Raw genomic sequence first — 14,937 nt, 5'->3', positions numbered from 1 at the left:
ACGGAAACCGCCCGCCACACGCCACTCACTCAACCCCGTTTTTCAGGTCGAAGTAACTACTTCGACCTGAAAAAGTCGGCGGGTTGAGTGCTCGCGTTTTGGTTCGTGATGAGAGATGATGACCTCGACCCGTTGGATGAGAACGGATCGAGGTCATCGATGTTGCGAACGGTAGGCGATGCGCCGACGTTGTGGGAGTCGATCCTGCCGGCGGCGATGTTGGGGATGCCGGCGGAGCTCGAGGCGGTGGATCGGTTGTTGGACGATCCGCGGTTCTTCGAGCCGTATCGAGGGTTCTTCCACGAGTCGTGGGGGCGGCCGTCGATCCCGATCGAGACGTACCTGCGGTTGATGTTTTTGAAGTACCGGTATCGGTTGGGGTTCGAGCCGTTGTGTCGGGAGGTGGCGGACTCGATCACCTGGCAGCGGTTCTGTCGGATCCCCCTTGGTGGGGTGACTCCACACCCGACGACGTTGATGAAGATCACGAGTCGTTGCGGCAGTGCCGCGGTTGATGGGTTGAACGAGGCGTTGTTGGCCAAGGCGGTAGAAGCTCGGGTGCTCAAGACGAACCGGGTGCGGGCGGACACCACGGTCATTCCCGCCAACGTGGCGTACCCGTCGGACTCCGGCCTGTTGGCGAAGGGCGTCGCGAAGCTGGCGGCGGCGACCAAGCAACTCAAGGTCATGGGCCTGGCGACGCGCACCCGCTTCGTTGATCGCACCCGCGCGGCGCGCCAGCGCGCGCATTCGATCAACGCGAACTTGCGGCGGCGTAGTGACGACAAGCTCGCGGTAGTGAAACGAATCAACGGTGAGCTGGCGGTGATCGCCAAGCGGACAGCCCGTCAAGCCGAGGCGGTGGTCGCCAACGCCCGGCGGGCCTTGCGCCGCTTGGGTTCCAACGCATCGGGCAAGGCCCGGGCGCTGGTCGATCAGCTCGCCCGTGTCGCCGAGCGCGTCACCAAGATCGCCGAGCAATGCGAGCAGCGGCTCTCGGGGATTACCCCCGATGGTGCGACCCGGATCGTGTCACTGCATGATCCTGATGCGCGCCCCATCGCGAAAGGGCGGCTCGGCAAACCCGTCGAGTTCGGCTACAAGGCCCAGATCGTCGACAACGAAGACGGCGTGATCGTTGACCACAACATCGAAGTCGGGAACCCGCCCGACGCGCCGATGCTGGCACCCGCGATCGAACGGATCACTCGACGCGCCGGCCGCCCGCCCCAGGCGGTGACCGCCGATCGGGGATACGGCGAACAACGCGTCGAAGATCAGCTGCACGACGCGGGAGTACGCCACGTCGTGTTGCCACGCAAAGGCAAACCCAACGCCGCGCGCCGCGAGATCGAGAACCGGCGCGCGTTCAAGAAGACGATCCGATGGCGAACCGGCTGCGAAGGACGCATCAGCTGCGCCAAACGCGACTTCGGGCTCACACGCACCCGACAAGACGGCATCGAGGGCACCCGCACCTGGTGCGGGCATGGCATCTTCGCCCACAACCTCGTCAAGGTCGCCGCGCTCATGAACAGCCCGAACCCGACCCGCGAACACCACTCGCAGCGGAAACACGCGCCATGCCATGTCACTCAACCCAGCTTTTTCAGGTCGAAGTAGCTAGGTGCAGATGGTTGCGGGGCCGCCGTCGGCAAAGCCGCCGATTCTGCCGTTGGCGAAGCGGCCGGTTCCGCTGTTGATCGTGTATGTAGTGCATCGGAAAACTTGGGTTTGGGTGACGAAGTTTACGCAGAGCACTCCGTCGCTCTCTGCGATGTTCAGCTGGTCACCGTTCGCCGCGGTCCAGACCTCCAGTCCCACAAAGTCGAACTGAGCAGTGTTAGGTCCGCAGTTCCCGGTGAAGGTCCACGTCTGAACCGTCGAGCGTGTGCTGCGGCCAAGCTCGGGCAAGATTCCACTGCCCGTCTCCGTAACGTGGCACGTCGGGAAGGTCGAGCAGTCGATGCTGAAAGTGTCTGGCGAGAAGAAGCCTTGAAGAATCGAGATGTTCGGTGGTTCTGAGCCGCGGAACGGAGGCTCGGCGACGCTGGGTGCGGCGCCAAGCGCCACGACAGCGACCACCAGACCGACCATGAGAACCGTACGCTTCATGGCAATTCCCCCCAGACTGGCCCCAAACTTTGCCCGTACCGGCGAAATTACGCCTATTCGCGCGAAGACGTCAAGGGTACCTTCGACCGGCTCTTGAGCGACGCCAAGATGCCTTCACCGCGCGGAACTTCTCGCGGACTGGGACTTGGCCCAAGTGCCCGAATCCCTTCTCCTGATCGAAGGCCTCCGCTAGCCTTGGAACGCCAATGACACAGTTGCCACGCATCACCGCGGTTGAGTCGCTGGGCGATCACCGACTTCGGTTGACCTTCGATGATGGTCTCGTCCGAGACCTCGACTTCCGGCAGGTCGTCGATCGCGGTGGCGTATTCGAACCACTCCACGATCCCGAGTACTTCGCTCAAGTGACCGTCGATCAGGTCACCGGCACCATCTGCCGGCCGAACGGCGTCGACCTCGACCCCGACGTCTTGCACGGTGACGCCGAGCCCGAGTCCGGGTGCGGGTATGAACTCCTGCGCGAGGAACACCTCCGTCCCACGGGGTGACCAGTCACAGCAAAGACGCGCTCGGAGTTCGCGCGATCGAACCAGTGTCGGAGGGGGGACTTGAACCCCCACGCCTCGAAAGGCACTAGCCCCTCAAGCTAGCGCGTCTGCCAATTCCGCCACTCCGACGTGAACGAGCAGTGTAGCGAAGCGGTTCCGCGGAACCGCTTGTGGAAACGTTCCGCGGAACGTCAGCGAACGGTGACCGGCACCTTGGTCGGGCCCTGCACGTTGCCCGAGTGCATGTAGTCGATCCCGCTCTCGTCGACGTCGTACTCGGGGAACCGCGCGAGGAACTCCTGGAGCGCGATGCGCGCTTCGAGCCGCGCGACCGCGGCGCCGAGGCACACGTGCGCGCCGTGGCCGAGCGCGAGGATGCGCGGGTTGCCGCGGTGGATGTCGAACTCGTCGGGGCGGTCGAACTCACGCGGGTCGCGGTTGCCGGACCCGAGGAGCAGCGCGATCTTCTTCCCCGTCGGGATGATCTCGCCGTACATCTCGATGTCGCGCGTCGTGGTACGCGTCATGTACTGCGTGGGGCTCGTGTAGCGGAGCAGCTCCTCGACCGCGGGCACCATGAGCGACGGGTCGGCGATCACCGCGTCGCGCTGGTCGGGATGCGACGCGAACAGCCGCACGCCGTTGGCGATCAGCTTGGCGGTGGTCTCGTGGCCACCCGAGATCAGGAGCAGGCACATGCCGATGATCTGCGCGTCGGTGAGCTTCTCGCCGTCGAGCTCGACGTCGACGAGCAAACTGAGGATATCGTCGGTCGGCCGCTCGCGCCGCAAGGTCGTGAGCTCGATCGAGAGCGCGATCAGGTGGCCGGCAGCCTCGTCGCTCTCGGCCGGGATACCCATCACGCCGGCTTCGCGGGTGAGGAACTCGTCGGTCCACACGCGAACGTTGTCGTGTTGCTCGGGCGGGATGCCGAGCATCGTCGCGATCACCGTGACGGGCAGGAGCGCGGCGTAGCTGCTCACCACGTCGAACTCCGTCTTGCCGTCGAGGCCGTCGGCGAGCGTGCATGTCCACTCCCGCACGCGCGGCTCGAGCTCGGCGATGCGACGCGGCGTGAACCGGCGCGCCACCAGTTTGCGCATGCCGGTGTGCGCGGGCGGATCCATGTGGATCATCGAGCCCGCGGGCCCATCGGGCCCGTAATCCTCGAGCGCGACGCCCTGGTTCGACGTGTAGGTGGCAGGGTCGTGGAGACCGGCGAGCACGTCGTCGAAGCGCGACAGCGCCCAGAAGTCGAGCTTCGGGTTGTAGTACGCGGGGGCGTGCTCGCGGAGCCACTCGTACGTGGGGTAGGGGTCGCGGTGGAAGTCGTGGTCGTACGGGTTGAACTCCATTCACTCCACACGGTATGGGATCGACGTGACCGCCGTGCTCTTGCGGAACAGCAGCCGCCCCTTGAGGATCAGCGCGCTCTGGTTGTGCAGGAGATGACCCCACCAGTGCTGCACGTAGAACTCCGGGATCAGGACGTTCACGAGCGTGTTGTCCCAGCGGTGTTCGACCTCGTCGATGTACGACAGCGTGGCCGCAGTGAACTCCCCCGTCGGTGACTGCACGATCTCGAGCGGCACGGTGATGCCGTGCTCCGACCATTTCTTCTCGACTCGCTCGGCGTCCGCGCCGTCGGCTACCACAGTCATCGCCAACAGGTGGTCGGGCGCAATCGACGTGCCGTACGCGAGGGCTTCGAGGGCGCCGGCGTTCACATCTTCGACCAGAATGACCACGGTGTGGCGCTTGCGTGGCGGTTGGTAGTCGAGCGGCACGCGCAGGTGCGCGGAGACGTTCGTGTAGTGGCGCTTGATCGCCTTGAACAGGACCACGATCGCCGGGATGACCACGATCGGCACCCACGCGCCGCTCGTGAACTTCGTGGCGGCGACGATGAGCAACACGACCAGCGTTGCGAACGCACCGACCGCGTTGACGACGACGCTGCGCCTCCAGTGCGCCTGCCGCAGCCTGAGGTGATGGCGCACCATGCCCGTCTGCGACAGCGTGAACGAAGTGAATACGCCGACCGCGTACAACGGAATGAGCGCGTTCGTGAGCCCACCGAACGCGATCAGCAGCCCTGCGGCGGCGGCCGCGAGCATGATGATCCCGTTCGAGAAGACCAAGCGGTCGCCGCGGTTCGTGAGCTGCCGCGGCAAGTAGCCGTCGTAGGCGATGATCGACGAGAGGCTCGGAAACCCGTTGTAGGCGGTGTTCGCGGCCAACACCAGGACGGCCGCGGTCGCGAATTGCAGGAACACGAACAGGAACCCGTTCCCGAACACCTGCAGGCCGAGTTGCGCGATCACGGTGCGGTCGTGGCTCGGGTAGGGCTGGAGCCGGTGCGCGAGGATCGAGATACCGAGGAACAACGTGCCGAGCAGCACGCCCATCCAGACGAGCGTGGTCGCCGCGTTCTTCGACTCCGGGCGCCGGAATGCCGGCACCCCGTTCGAGATCGCCTCGATGCCGGTGAGCGCGACGGCGCCCGACGAGAACCCCTTCAGCAGCAGGAAGAGTGTCAGCGTCCCCCCGACGTCGCGCGTGGTGTCTGCGAGCTCGGCGTTGTAGGGAACCTGGCTGATGTCACCCATGAAGGAACGGGTCAAGCCGTAGACGATCAGCGCGCCGAAGATGAACATGTAGAGGTAAGTGGGGATCGCGAAGACACGGCCCGACTCCTTGATCCCGCGCATGTTCATGAGCGTGATCAGCACGATGAGCGCCACGCCGAGCCCCACGCGATGTCGAGCGAGACTGCTGAACTCGGGTATCGAGATGATCGCGGCGACACCGGCAGAGATCGACACCGCGACCGTGAGCACGTAGTCGACCATGAGCGACGCGCCGGCGACGAGCGACGCCATCTCGCCGATGTTCTCTTTGCTCACCACGTACGCGCCGCCGCCGTTCGGGTAGGCGAAGATCACTTGCCGGTACGAGATGATCACGATCGCGAGCAGGACCGCGACGACGATCGCGATCGGTACGAGCTTGCTGAGCCCGAGCGCGAGGCTCGACGCCCCCACGGCGACGACGAAGAGGATCTCTTCCGTCGCGTACGCGGTGGACGACAGCGCGTCGGACGAGAAGACCGCGAGCGCGATCGTCTTGGTGAGCCGCTGCTCCTCCATCTGGGTGGTCGCCAGTGGGCGGCCGACCAGTACCCGCTTCAGGATTCCGAGCATCCACCCCCCACAGACCGTGACCGGACGGCGTCAGCATGACACGCACACCGCGGGTCGGTGCGGGACCGGCTCACTCCCGACGGGATTCCTTCGCGAGCCGCTCCCGCTCGTCCGGGCCCGCGAGTGCGAGCGCGGCGCCGAGTTGGTCGGCGAGGGCGACGGCGACGACCCGCTCCTCGATGGTCACCGCGACTTCTCGGTTGCCGATGAGCACCAGCCGCGCCACCTCGTCGCCCTGCTCGAGGACCGGAAGCTCGATGCCGTCCTCGGACAATGAGATTCCGCCCGCGAACCAGTGATGCTCCGACTGCCCGATGGTTCCGCCTCGCTCGAGCCGGGGCATCACGTACACGAACGGATGGAACTCCAGCCAGCAATCGTGCAACGAGAGGAGCGCGCGGAGCTCCTGTTTGACCGTCGCCACGACGTTGTCGACCGGCGCACCCTGCGCAACCTGATCGGCGACTTTGTGGACGCGCGAGATCGCCTCCGCGGCGCGCTCCCGTCCTGCTTCTGATCGTCGGCCGCGGGATGCGACCGCGCCGACGAGCAGGCCGACACCGAGGAGGATGAGTGCGGTCTCGATGTCGTCGCTGGTCTCGATGTCCATCGAGAGGTACGGCCGGGTCAGGAAGAAGTCGAACGACAGCGTGGCCATGATCGCGGCGACCGCGCCGGCGCGGCGCCCTCCCACGATCGCGGCGAGCACCACGACGAGCACGAGGATGAGCGCGAGGTTCGCGTTGTCGAGGTCGCGGCGGAACGGCACGAGGATCGCCGCGACCACGATCGGCCCGAGGGCGGCGATCGCGAGGCCAATGAGCACGTTGGCCTGTGCTCGGTCGCTGGTCTGCGCCATCGCCCCCATCATCCCCCACGCATCCACCCCGGCGGTGTGTGCGAGGATCGGAGCCGTGGCGGACCACTCCTACAGCTTCCGGAGCGTGTGGACCCTCGGCGCACCCGCGGCCGATGTGTATCAAGTGCTCGAACGACTGGCCGACTACCCCGCGTGGTGGCCCGAGATCAAGGAGGTCCGGCCGCTCTCCCATGACGAGTACGAACTGCGGTGCCGCTCGGTGCTGCCCTACGACCTCGTGTTCACCACGCACCAGACCCGGCACGACCCGCACGCGCGGGTGCTCGAGGCGAACCTCACGGGCGACCTCGACGGCTTCTCACGGTGGACGATCCAGGAGTTCCCCGAGGGGTCGCGGGCGACGTTCGAAGAGGAGGTCGTCGCCAACAAGGCGCTGCTCCGCCGGCTCGACCCGCTCGCCCGACCCGCGTTCCGCGGCAACCACAAGTTGATGATGCGCCACGGCGAGCAAGGACTGCGCACGTTCCTCGCAGGCTACCGCGCGCGCTACGACTGATCTGTGCGCGGGGGCACCGCGTTGGTGCGCACCTCGCGGAACGGGATGCCACGATCGACGGCCGGCTCACGCGGCAACCCGAGCACCCGATCGCCGGTGTTGTTGCGCTGGATCTCATTGGTACCGCCGGCGATCGAGTGGCTCCTCGACTGGAGCATCTCCTTGGCTCGCGCGTCACCGAGCGGATCGTCCGCGTCCCAGGCGATGCCGGCCATGCCCGCGAGATCGACCGCAGCCTCGGTGGAACGTTGCGCCGCGGTCGCGGCGGCGACCTTCACCATCGAGCCCGCGTGTCCCGAGATCCGGCCGTCGCGCATCGCGATCCCCAGGTGCCGGCCGACCATCCCGTTCACCGCATCGGCGATGAACGTGCGAGCCAACCGGTCGCGCACCCGGGGATCCTCCACGACCCCGCGCGCAACACTTTGCGACACGAGCTCCTTCGGGAACGCGCCGTCGACCAACGACGCCGACACCTTGGCGCCGCTGACGCCGCGCCCCGACTGATCACCCTCCTCGACCCCGCCGTGCTCGTATGTGAGCCACGTCTGCACGACGCCCCAGCCGCCGCCCGGTACCCCGAGCACGTTGCGCGCCGGAATGCGCACGTCGTCGAGGAACGTCTCGCAGAACTCCGCCTCTCCCGTGATCTGACGCAACGGCCGAGGCGACACACCCGGCGTGTCCATCGCCACGATGAACATCGTGAGCCCCGAGTACTTGGGCACGTCCCAGTCGGTTCGCGTGATGCAGATCGCCATGTCCGACAAGTGGCCGGCCGTCGTCCACACCTTCTGGCCGTTGATGACCCACTCGTCGCCGTCTTGTACCGCCCTGGTGGTGATGCCTCCGATGTCGGAGCCCGCGCCCGGTTCCGACATCAGTTGACACCAGAGCGTTCCCTGCAGGATCGGAACCAGATACTCCCGCCGCTGTTCGTCGGTCATGTGACCCAGGAGGGCTCCGAGGATCGGCCCGAAGGTTCCCCCGAATCCTCCCGGGCGTTCATAGCCGAAGACCTCTTCGTCGAAGATCTGCTGGTGGCGGGTGGTGAGGCCCTGCCCGCCCCACTCGGCGGGGAGTGTGATGCCGGCGTAGCCGCCCGCGTAGAGCTTCGCCTGCAGCGCCTTCGAACGCGCGACGAACTCGAGCTCGCTCTCCCCGGCACGCTGACCGACCGCCGTCGAGGTGGGACGTACGCGTTCCACGTTCTCGGCGAGCCACCGACGTGCTCGATCCCGGTATGCGTCGTAGTCGTGGTTGTCGTCGTCGCGCTCGTGTGCCACCAGCGCATCTTACGGTCGGATCCGCAGCCCAGGAGCGAGCGACCCATCATCAGGTCTTGTGCCAGCCCTCCGGCAGGTACGTGGTGCCGTCGACGGTGCTCACGTACACCTGCCACGCGTGGTAGCCGTCGAACGCGCGGTGATCCGCGAGCATCACGCCCGCGTACTTCTGGATCGCGGTGACGTACGCGTTGCTCGGGTTGTACGCGTAGAGCGCCTGGTCCATGTTGCCGGGGCCGCCGGCTGCCTTCAGGTAGCGGGCCGCCGCTTGGATCGCGTCGTGGTCGTCGTTGATGTCGCCCTCTCGGTACACCGCCCACGTGCTCGGGATGAACTGCATCGGCCCCGGCTTCGGGACGAGGATCGTCCAGTCGGGCAGCGACTGCAGGGGCGGACCGAGATCGGGCGCAGTGAGCGCGTTGCCCGCGTCGAGGTTGGCCTGCGCGAACGCGCGTACGTCGTCCGGAACGCCGGCCAATACTTCGCTCTGCCACTCGGGACGCGCCACCAGCGTGCAGTATGCCTTCTGCTGTTCCCATCCGAGGCGACGAGCCGGCCGACGCGCATCACGTCCTGATCCGCACCTCGGGAAAGTGGCATGCAACGGGGTGTTCCACACCCGCACGCTCGACGAGCTGCGGCTCCTCCTCGGCGCACCGGTCATCGGCCCGCCAGCACCTCGTCCGGAATCGGCAACCCGACGGCGGGTCCACGGCGCTCGGGAGCTCGCCGCGCAGGACGATGCGCTGCCGTTCGCGTTCGCTCGGCGGGTCGGGTTCGGGCACCGCCGACAGCAACGCCTGCGTGTAAGGGTGCGCGGGTGAGGCGAACAACTCCGCGGTGCTGGCGAACTCGACGATCTTGCCGAGGTGCATCACGGCGACGCGGTCGGCGACGTGGCGCACAACGGAGAGGTCGTGCGCGATGAACAGGTACGAGAGCGACAGGCGCGCTTGGAGATCGGCGAGCAAGTTGAGGATCTGCGCCTGGATCGACACGTCGAGCGCGCTGACCGGTTCGTCGAGCACGACGAGGTCCGGCTCGAGCGCGAGTGCGCGTGCGATGCCCACACGCTGGCGCTGGCCGCCGGAGAGCTCGTGTGGGTAGCGATCCGTGTGCTCGGCGCCGAGCCCGACGAGCTCGAAGAGCTCGGGTACACGCTGTTTCGCCTCGCGCCGGCGCCGCGCGACCACCAGCGGCTCGGCCACGATCGCGCCGGCCGTCATGCGCGGGTCGAGCGACGAGTAGGGATCCTGGAACACCATCTGCACCCGGCGGCCATGAAAGCGGATCGTGCCCGCGGTCGGCTTCACCAGTCGGAGCACGAGCCGGGCGACGGTCGTCTTGCCGCTCCCGGACTCCCCCACGATGGCGAGCGTCTCGCCGCGGTCGACGGTGAAGCTCACGCCGTCGACCGCGTGCACGACTCCGCGCGAGCGCGCACGGAAGTGCTTGACCAGCCCGTCGGCCACGAGCAGCTCGCTCACAATTCCTCCGCCAGCTCCGTCGCTCGGAGACAGGCGGCGCGATGACCGGGTGCGAGCGCGACGAGTGGTGGTACCGACTCCCGGCACCGATCCTGCGCGAACGCGCACCGCGGATGGAACGCGCAGCCTTCGGGCACGTGCAGCAGGTTCGGCGGTGATCCGGGGATCGGGGTGAGGGTGCCGCGCGCGCTCGCCATGGTGGGGACCGACGCCAACAAGCCACGCGTGTACGGATGCCGCGGCGACGCGAACACGTCGTCCACGGTTCCCTCCTCGACGACCCTGCCCGCGTACATCACCACGACGCGGTCGGCATGACCTGCCACGACGCCCAGGTCGTGCGTGACCAGCACGACGGCGAGGCCGAGATCCGCTCGGATCGTGTCGAGCAGCTCGAGGATCTGCGCCTGCGTCGTCACGTCGAGCGCGGTCGTCGGCTCGTCGGCAATGAGGAGCCGGGGGCGGTTGGCCAGCGCCATCGCCAGCAGGACGCGCTGCCGCATGCCGCCCGAGAGCTGGTGGGGGTAGTCGCGTGCCCGGACGGACGCCGACGCGATCCCGACCTCTTCGAGGAGTTCCACCGCGCGCGCCGCAGCCGTCGAGCGCGCGACCGACGAGTCGTGCACCGTGATCGCCTCCGCCACCTGTGGACCGATCCGGTGTGCCGGGTTGAGCGCGGTCATCGGGTCCTGGAACACCATGGCCACGTCGCGACCCCGTATCTGCCGGTACTCGTCCTCCGAGAGAGTCGTGAGCGAGCGTCCGGCGAGCCGGACGTCGCCCGAGGTGATGCGACCCGGCGGCTCGATCAGCCCCATGATCGCGAGGGCCGTGACGGTCTTTCCCGATCCCGACTCGCCGACGATCGCCACGCGCTCACCGGCCGCGAGCGCGATCGACAGTCCGTCGACCGCGAGCAGCACCGCCCCGTCGACGGCGAACTCCACGCTCAGGTCGTCGACCTCGAGAAGCGGCGCGCCACGCTCGCTCATGTTTGCCCGCTCATGCGCGCACCGGACGTCGGGGATCGAGCGCGTCACGCAGGCCGTCACCGACGAAGTTCACCGCGAGCACGGTGAGGAAGATCGCGAGGCCCGGGAACACGGTGAGCCACCACTGGTCCTCGAGCGTGGAGATCGAGTTCGCCAGCAGGTTGCCCCAGCTCGGCGTGGGCGGTTGGATCCCGAAGCCGAGGAACGAGAGGGTGCTCTCCACGAGGATCGCCTCGGCGACGATGAGCGTCGCGTTCACGACGATCGGGCCGAAACAGTTCGGGAGCACGTGCCGCACGATGATGCGCGTGTTCGACGCGCCGATCGTGCGCGCGGCGTCGATGAACTCGTGCTCGCGGAGCGACAATGTCGCGCCGCGCACGACGCGCGCGATCGACCCCCACAGGAGCAGCGAGAGCAGCAGCGTGATGCCGAGCACGCCTCCCATGTCGAGCGTGCCGAGTGGCCCGAGATCGACCGTCCCGATCGACACCGCCACCGCGAGTATCGGTATCGCAGGAAGCGCGATCCAGAGGTCGGTGAAGCGCATCAGCAGGTTGTCGAGCCAGCCGCGGTAGAAGCCGGCAAGGGCGCCGATGACGACGCCGATCGCCGTCGACAGGATCGCGACCCCGAACGCCACGCGCAGCGAGATCTGCCCACCGTGGAGCACACGTGAGAGCGAGTCGCGGCTCAGTTCGTCGGTGCCGAACCAGTGCGAACCCGACGGGCCTGCGGGTTGTTCGAGCAGGTGCTGCTCGGTCGGACTCGGCGCGAAGTGCGCGCCCACGAAACAGGCGATCACCATGAAGATCAGGAAGCCGAGCGCGACGAGCGCCAGCTTGTGCTGTCGGAACCGGCGCAGTGCCATGTGCCATTGCCCAACGCCTCCGGTGGGGACGGCTTCGCCCGCGATGAGGAGGGAATCGATCTCCTCGGCGCGCGAGCGCGCAGTCTCGTCCCCCATGCGCATGCTCATGCCGCGCGCCCACTGAGACGAATGCGCGGGTCGAGCACGCCGTAGAGGACGTCGGCAAGAAGGTTGAACAGCACGACGAAGATCGTGGCGACTGCCATCCACGCCAGGAGCACCGGGTAGTCCGACTTCTCCAGGGCGTTGAAGAACAGGAGCCCGAGTCCCGGCCAACCGAAGATCCGCTCGACGACGACGACCCCACCGAGCAACACCCCGGCATCGATCGCGACGACCGTCACGAACGGGATCAGCGCGTTGCGCAGCGCGTGTCGCCGGATGATCTGCGCGCGCGGGACGCCTTTCGCGCGAGCGGTGCGCACGTAATCGCTGCGCAGGGCGTCGAGCATGCTGTCGCGCTGGTAACGGCTCCACGCGGCCACGCTCGTGAGCATCAGCGTGAGCACCGGCAGAACCATGTGCTGGAGCAGGTTGCCGATGTCGCCCTCCTGCCCGACGGTGTACTTGCCCTGCACGTAGAAGAGTTGAATGTCGAACTCCTCGCGCAGCCACACGACCAGCACGAGTTGGAGCAGCAGCGCGAAGAAGAAGTCGGGCATCGAGAAGCCGAAGTACGCGAAACCGGTCGCGGTGTAGTCGAAGGCGGTGTGCTGGCGCACCGCGCTGACGACCCCGATCAGGAGCCCGAGCGTGGCCGACAGCACCACGGTGGTGCCGATGAGCAGGAACGAGTTCCACGCGGCCTCGCCCACCATGTCGGACACCGGTTGCTCCGTCCGGAACGACGTACCCCAGTCGCCCTGCGCGAAGTCGCCGAGCCAGAGCACGTACTGCTCGGGAACCGACTTGTCGAGGTGGTACTCGTGCTCGAGGTTGCGGATGGTCTGCTGGGAGACCGTCGGCTTGTGCCGGAAGTCGCGAAGTGGGTCACCGCGCGCCGAAACGAGCAGGAACACCACCAGCGTCGCCAGCACGACGACCGGAATCGCGACCAGCAGCCGCCGTACGACGTACGCGCTCACCGCGCCCGTGTTTAGCCGCGCGAGCGGCTCCGAACGCGGAGCGCGGCCCCACCGACACCAAACCTGCGTCAGCTGCGGGCGCTATACGCCGTCTGTTGACGCAGGTTCGCTGATAGTTACGACTTGACGGCCCAGTCCTCGATGTTCCAGGTGAAGCCGTCCTGGGTGGGGTTGTCCCGCACGCCGGAGATGGTGCTCCGGTAGCCGAGCTGGGTGGGCTTCTGGAACAGCGGCACGACGGTCACGACGTTGGTCGCAACCTCGAGGTCGGCCTCGTTGTACAGCGCAGCGCGCTTCACCGGGTCGGGCTCCCGGTCGGTCGCATTGAGGAGACCGTCGAGCGTGGGGTCCTTGATCTTGGTGTAGTTGAGGCCCGAGTAGTCGCACTCCTCGGCCTTGGCGAGGCGAGGCGAGCACTTCTCGGGGATTGCGCCCGAGAGCCAGATCACGTTGTTGCTGTATGGATCGGGCGAGCCCACCCAGGCGAAGAGGATCGTCTGGTAGTCGAAGCCGACGATCTTCGTGTCGAGCATGTCGGGCGAGTTCTTGATCGTGATCTTCACGCCGATCTTCTTGAGCTGCTCCTGGATGATCTGCTCGGAGAACTCACGTGCCTTGTTCCCGCTGGTGGTGCCGACGGTGAACGAGAGCTTCACGCCGTCCTTCTGACGTACGCCGTCGGCGCCCCGCATCCAACCGGCCGCGTCGAGGATGGAGTTCGCCGCATCGACATCGCCGCTCGCCGGGTACATCGACCAGTTCGGCTGGTACTGCTTCTGGTTGGTCATCCACATGGTGTTGTCGAGCACCGTCGCGTCGTCGTTGGCATCTTTCACGACGCGGTCGACGATCTGTTGGCGCGGCATCGCGGTGGCGATCGCCTTGCGCACGTTGACATCGTCGAGGCCGGGCACCGTGGAGAGCATGTCGAAGTGCTCCCACTGTGGACCGAGGGCCGAGGTGTACTCCGCGTTGTCGGCCGACTCGATGCGCTTCCGCAGCCCGATCTGGTTCTGCGGGTAGATCATGTCGACTTCACCCGCGCGGAACGCGTTCACCTCGCTGTTGCTGTCGGTGATGGGTACGAAGACGACCTTGGAGACCGTTGCCTTCTTCCCCCAGTAGTTCGGGTTCGGCACCAGGGTTGCCGACTTGTCGGGAGTGAACGACTGCACGAGCATCGGACCGCTCGCAATCGGCTTCTTGGTCTTCGGGTCGCAGATGCACGTGTTCCAGACCTTGTTGAAGTTGGTGCCGTCGAGCACGTGCTTCGGGAGAACGACTGTGCTGGTGCTCGCCCACAGGTCGCGGTACGGGGCGAAGATCTCTTCGAACACCATCTGGAACTCGGTGGGGCTGATCACCTTGAACTCGCGGATCTTGTCGTAGCCGTTCCGCGAGACGACGTTGTTCTTCGGGTTCATGATCGTGTCGAACGTGAACTTGAAGTCGTCGGCGGTGAGCGCAACGTTGTCGGACCACTTGGCCTCGGGACGGATCGTGCAGTCGACCGTGAAGGGGCTGACCGTGGGCACGGTGCAGTCCTTGTCGAAGATCCACGGCTCGTACGAGAAGTCCGGGAGCAGCCGGTAGCCGCGGGCGAGCGCAGGTCCGACGATCATGCCGGTCCACTGGCCGTTTCCCTCGGGCGTGATCATGTTGAGGACCGCGGGGAACTCTTCCGCGCCCACCGTGACCACCGGGCCCGCCTTGTCCTTCGCGGCGGTGGCCGTCGCCGCGGTAGCCGTCAACAGACCGGTGACCGCGATCAGCGCCGCCATCAACGCGACGAAAGGCTTTCGGTGACGAGCAGATGACTCGGTGTGCATCGGGGCCCCCAGCTTCGCCGCCGATTGTGTACGCCGACCTCCGGCGTAACGGGGATATCGATAGCCCCGTCGACAAGAGGAACGGCGCGGTCGTCGGGCTCCTTGAGCGCTTTATTCGGGTCGTGCGGCTACTCCAGCCGCAGGGAGAGCAGCACGGTCGTGAACAGGAGGATCGTGCAGGCAA

Annotated in this window: 13 protein-coding genes, 1 tRNA gene and 1 pseudogene; 3 read left to right on the top strand and 12 right to left on the bottom strand. The window is 66.7% G+C overall.

The window, feature by feature from the left end; translation table 11 throughout:
• Nucleotides 1-159 precede the first annotated feature (159 nt).
• A pseudogene (locus WD271_13535) lies at nucleotides 160-1,530 on the top strand (ISNCY family transposase).
• 93 nt (nucleotides 1,531-1,623) lie between these two features.
• Here the strand turns inward: WD271_13535 and WD271_13530 are convergent.
• Nucleotides 1,624-2,115 (bottom strand): hypothetical protein, encoded by a 492-nt coding sequence (locus WD271_13530; GenBank protein MEX1008852.1) that lies wholly within the window; start codon nucleotides 2,113-2,115, stop codon nucleotides 1,624-1,626.
• A gap of 206 nt (nucleotides 2,116-2,321) precedes the next feature.
• On the opposite strand from WD271_13530, the gene WD271_13525 reads away from it, so the two are divergent.
• Complete coding sequence (locus tag WD271_13525; protein ID MEX1008851.1) at nucleotides 2,322-2,624, top strand: DUF2442 domain-containing protein; 303 nt, start codon at nucleotides 2,322-2,324, stop codon at nucleotides 2,622-2,624.
• Between the two features lie 45 nt (nucleotides 2,625-2,669).
• Here the strand turns inward: WD271_13525 and WD271_13520 are convergent.
• From WD271_13520 to WD271_13505, 4 genes are all read right to left on the bottom strand, one after another.
• A tRNA-Leu gene (locus tag WD271_13520) sits at nucleotides 2,670-2,753 on the bottom strand.
• Between the two features lie 62 nt (nucleotides 2,754-2,815).
• The gene (locus WD271_13515; GenBank protein ID MEX1008850.1) at nucleotides 2,816-3,979 is read right to left on the bottom strand and encodes a cytochrome P450; all 1,164 of its coding nucleotides are present in this window, start codon (nucleotides 3,977-3,979) and stop codon (nucleotides 2,816-2,818) included.
• Nucleotides 3,980-5,827 carry an APC family permease gene (locus WD271_13510; protein ID MEX1008849.1) on the bottom strand — a complete coding sequence of 616 codons (1,848 nt, stop codon included), beginning with the start codon at nucleotides 5,825-5,827 and terminating at the stop codon, nucleotides 3,980-3,982.
• A gap of 70 nt (nucleotides 5,828-5,897) precedes the next feature.
• Nucleotides 5,898-6,686: a DUF4118 domain-containing protein gene (locus tag WD271_13505; GenBank protein MEX1008848.1), complete on the bottom strand. Its 789-nt coding sequence runs from the start codon at nucleotides 6,684-6,686 to the stop codon at nucleotides 5,898-5,900.
• 55 nt (nucleotides 6,687-6,741) lie between these two features.
• Here WD271_13505 and WD271_13500 point away from each other — a divergent pair, with 55 nt between their 5' ends.
• Complete coding sequence (locus WD271_13500) at nucleotides 6,742-7,203, top strand: SRPBCC family protein (protein MEX1008847.1); 462 nt, start codon at nucleotides 6,742-6,744, stop codon at nucleotides 7,201-7,203.
• Here WD271_13500 and WD271_13495 read toward each other — a convergent pair.
• From WD271_13495 to WD271_13465, 7 genes are all read right to left on the bottom strand, one after another.
• Entirely contained in the window at nucleotides 7,194-8,489 is a 1,296-nt protein-coding gene (locus WD271_13495; GenBank protein MEX1008846.1) for an acyl-CoA dehydrogenase family protein, read from the bottom strand. The genes WD271_13500 and WD271_13495 overlap by 10 nt on opposite strands.
• Nucleotides 8,490-8,538: 49 nt before the next feature.
• The gene (locus tag WD271_13490; protein MEX1008845.1) at nucleotides 8,539-8,997 is read right to left on the bottom strand and encodes a hypothetical protein; all 459 of its coding nucleotides are present in this window, start codon (nucleotides 8,995-8,997) and stop codon (nucleotides 8,539-8,541) included.
• A gap of 58 nt (nucleotides 8,998-9,055) precedes the next feature.
• Nucleotides 9,056-9,967 carry an ABC transporter ATP-binding protein gene (locus WD271_13485; protein ID MEX1008844.1) on the bottom strand — a complete coding sequence of 304 codons (912 nt, stop codon included), beginning with the start codon at nucleotides 9,965-9,967 and terminating at the stop codon, nucleotides 9,056-9,058.
• Between the two features lie 5 nt (nucleotides 9,968-9,972).
• Nucleotides 9,973-10,968 (bottom strand): ABC transporter ATP-binding protein, encoded by a 996-nt coding sequence (locus WD271_13480; GenBank protein MEX1008843.1) that lies wholly within the window; start codon nucleotides 10,966-10,968, stop codon nucleotides 9,973-9,975.
• Nucleotides 10,969-10,978: 10 nt separating this feature from the next.
• A complete protein-coding gene (locus WD271_13475) occupies nucleotides 10,979-11,935 on the bottom strand; it encodes an ABC transporter permease (GenBank protein MEX1008842.1) in 957 nt (318 codons plus the stop codon).
• A gap of 8 nt (nucleotides 11,936-11,943) precedes the next feature.
• Nucleotides 11,944-12,924, bottom strand: a complete 981-nt coding sequence (locus tag WD271_13470; GenBank protein ID MEX1008841.1) for an ABC transporter permease — start codon at nucleotides 12,922-12,924, stop codon at nucleotides 11,944-11,946.
• A gap of 116 nt (nucleotides 12,925-13,040) precedes the next feature.
• A complete protein-coding gene (locus WD271_13465) occupies nucleotides 13,041-14,705 on the bottom strand; it encodes a peptide ABC transporter substrate-binding protein (GenBank protein MEX1008840.1) in 1,665 nt (554 codons plus the stop codon).
• Nucleotides 14,706-14,937: the final 232 nt, after the last annotated feature.

This window comes from Acidimicrobiia bacterium, assembly GCA_040880805.1.
Lineage (GTDB): Bacteria > Actinomycetota > Acidimicrobiia > IMCC26256 > DASPTH01 > DASPTH01.
Note: the sequence above shows the minus strand (reverse complement) of the source record. Positions and strands in the feature narration are given on the sequence as shown.

Bases quoted from the DNA above. Each gene is read 5' to 3' on its own strand.
- WD271_13480 (MEX1008843.1), bottom strand. From the start codon at position 10,968: ATGAGCGAGCGTGGCGCGCCGCTTCTCGAGGTCGACGACCTGAGCGTG.
- WD271_13530 (MEX1008852.1), bottom strand. From the start codon at position 2,115: ATGAAGCGTACGGTTCTCATGGTCGGTCTGGTGGTCGCTGTCGTGGCG.
- WD271_13465 (MEX1008840.1), bottom strand. From the start codon at position 14,705: ATGGCGGCGCTGATCGCGGTCACCGGTCTGTTGACGGCTACCGCGGCG.
- WD271_13510 (MEX1008849.1), bottom strand. From the start codon at position 5,827: ATGCTCGGAATCCTGAAGCGGGTACTGGTCGGCCGCCCACTGGCGACC.
- WD271_13475 (MEX1008842.1), bottom strand. From the start codon at position 11,935: ATGGGGGACGAGACTGCGCGCTCGCGCGCCGAGGAGATCGATTCCCTC.
- WD271_13525 (MEX1008851.1), top strand. From the start codon at position 2,322: ATGACACAGTTGCCACGCATCACCGCGGTTGAGTCGCTGGGCGATCAC.
- WD271_13515 (MEX1008850.1), bottom strand. From the start codon at position 3,979: ATGGAGTTCAACCCGTACGACCACGACTTCCACCGCGACCCCTACCCC.
- WD271_13505 (MEX1008848.1), bottom strand. From the start codon at position 6,686: ATGGCGCAGACCAGCGACCGAGCACAGGCCAACGTGCTCATTGGCCTC.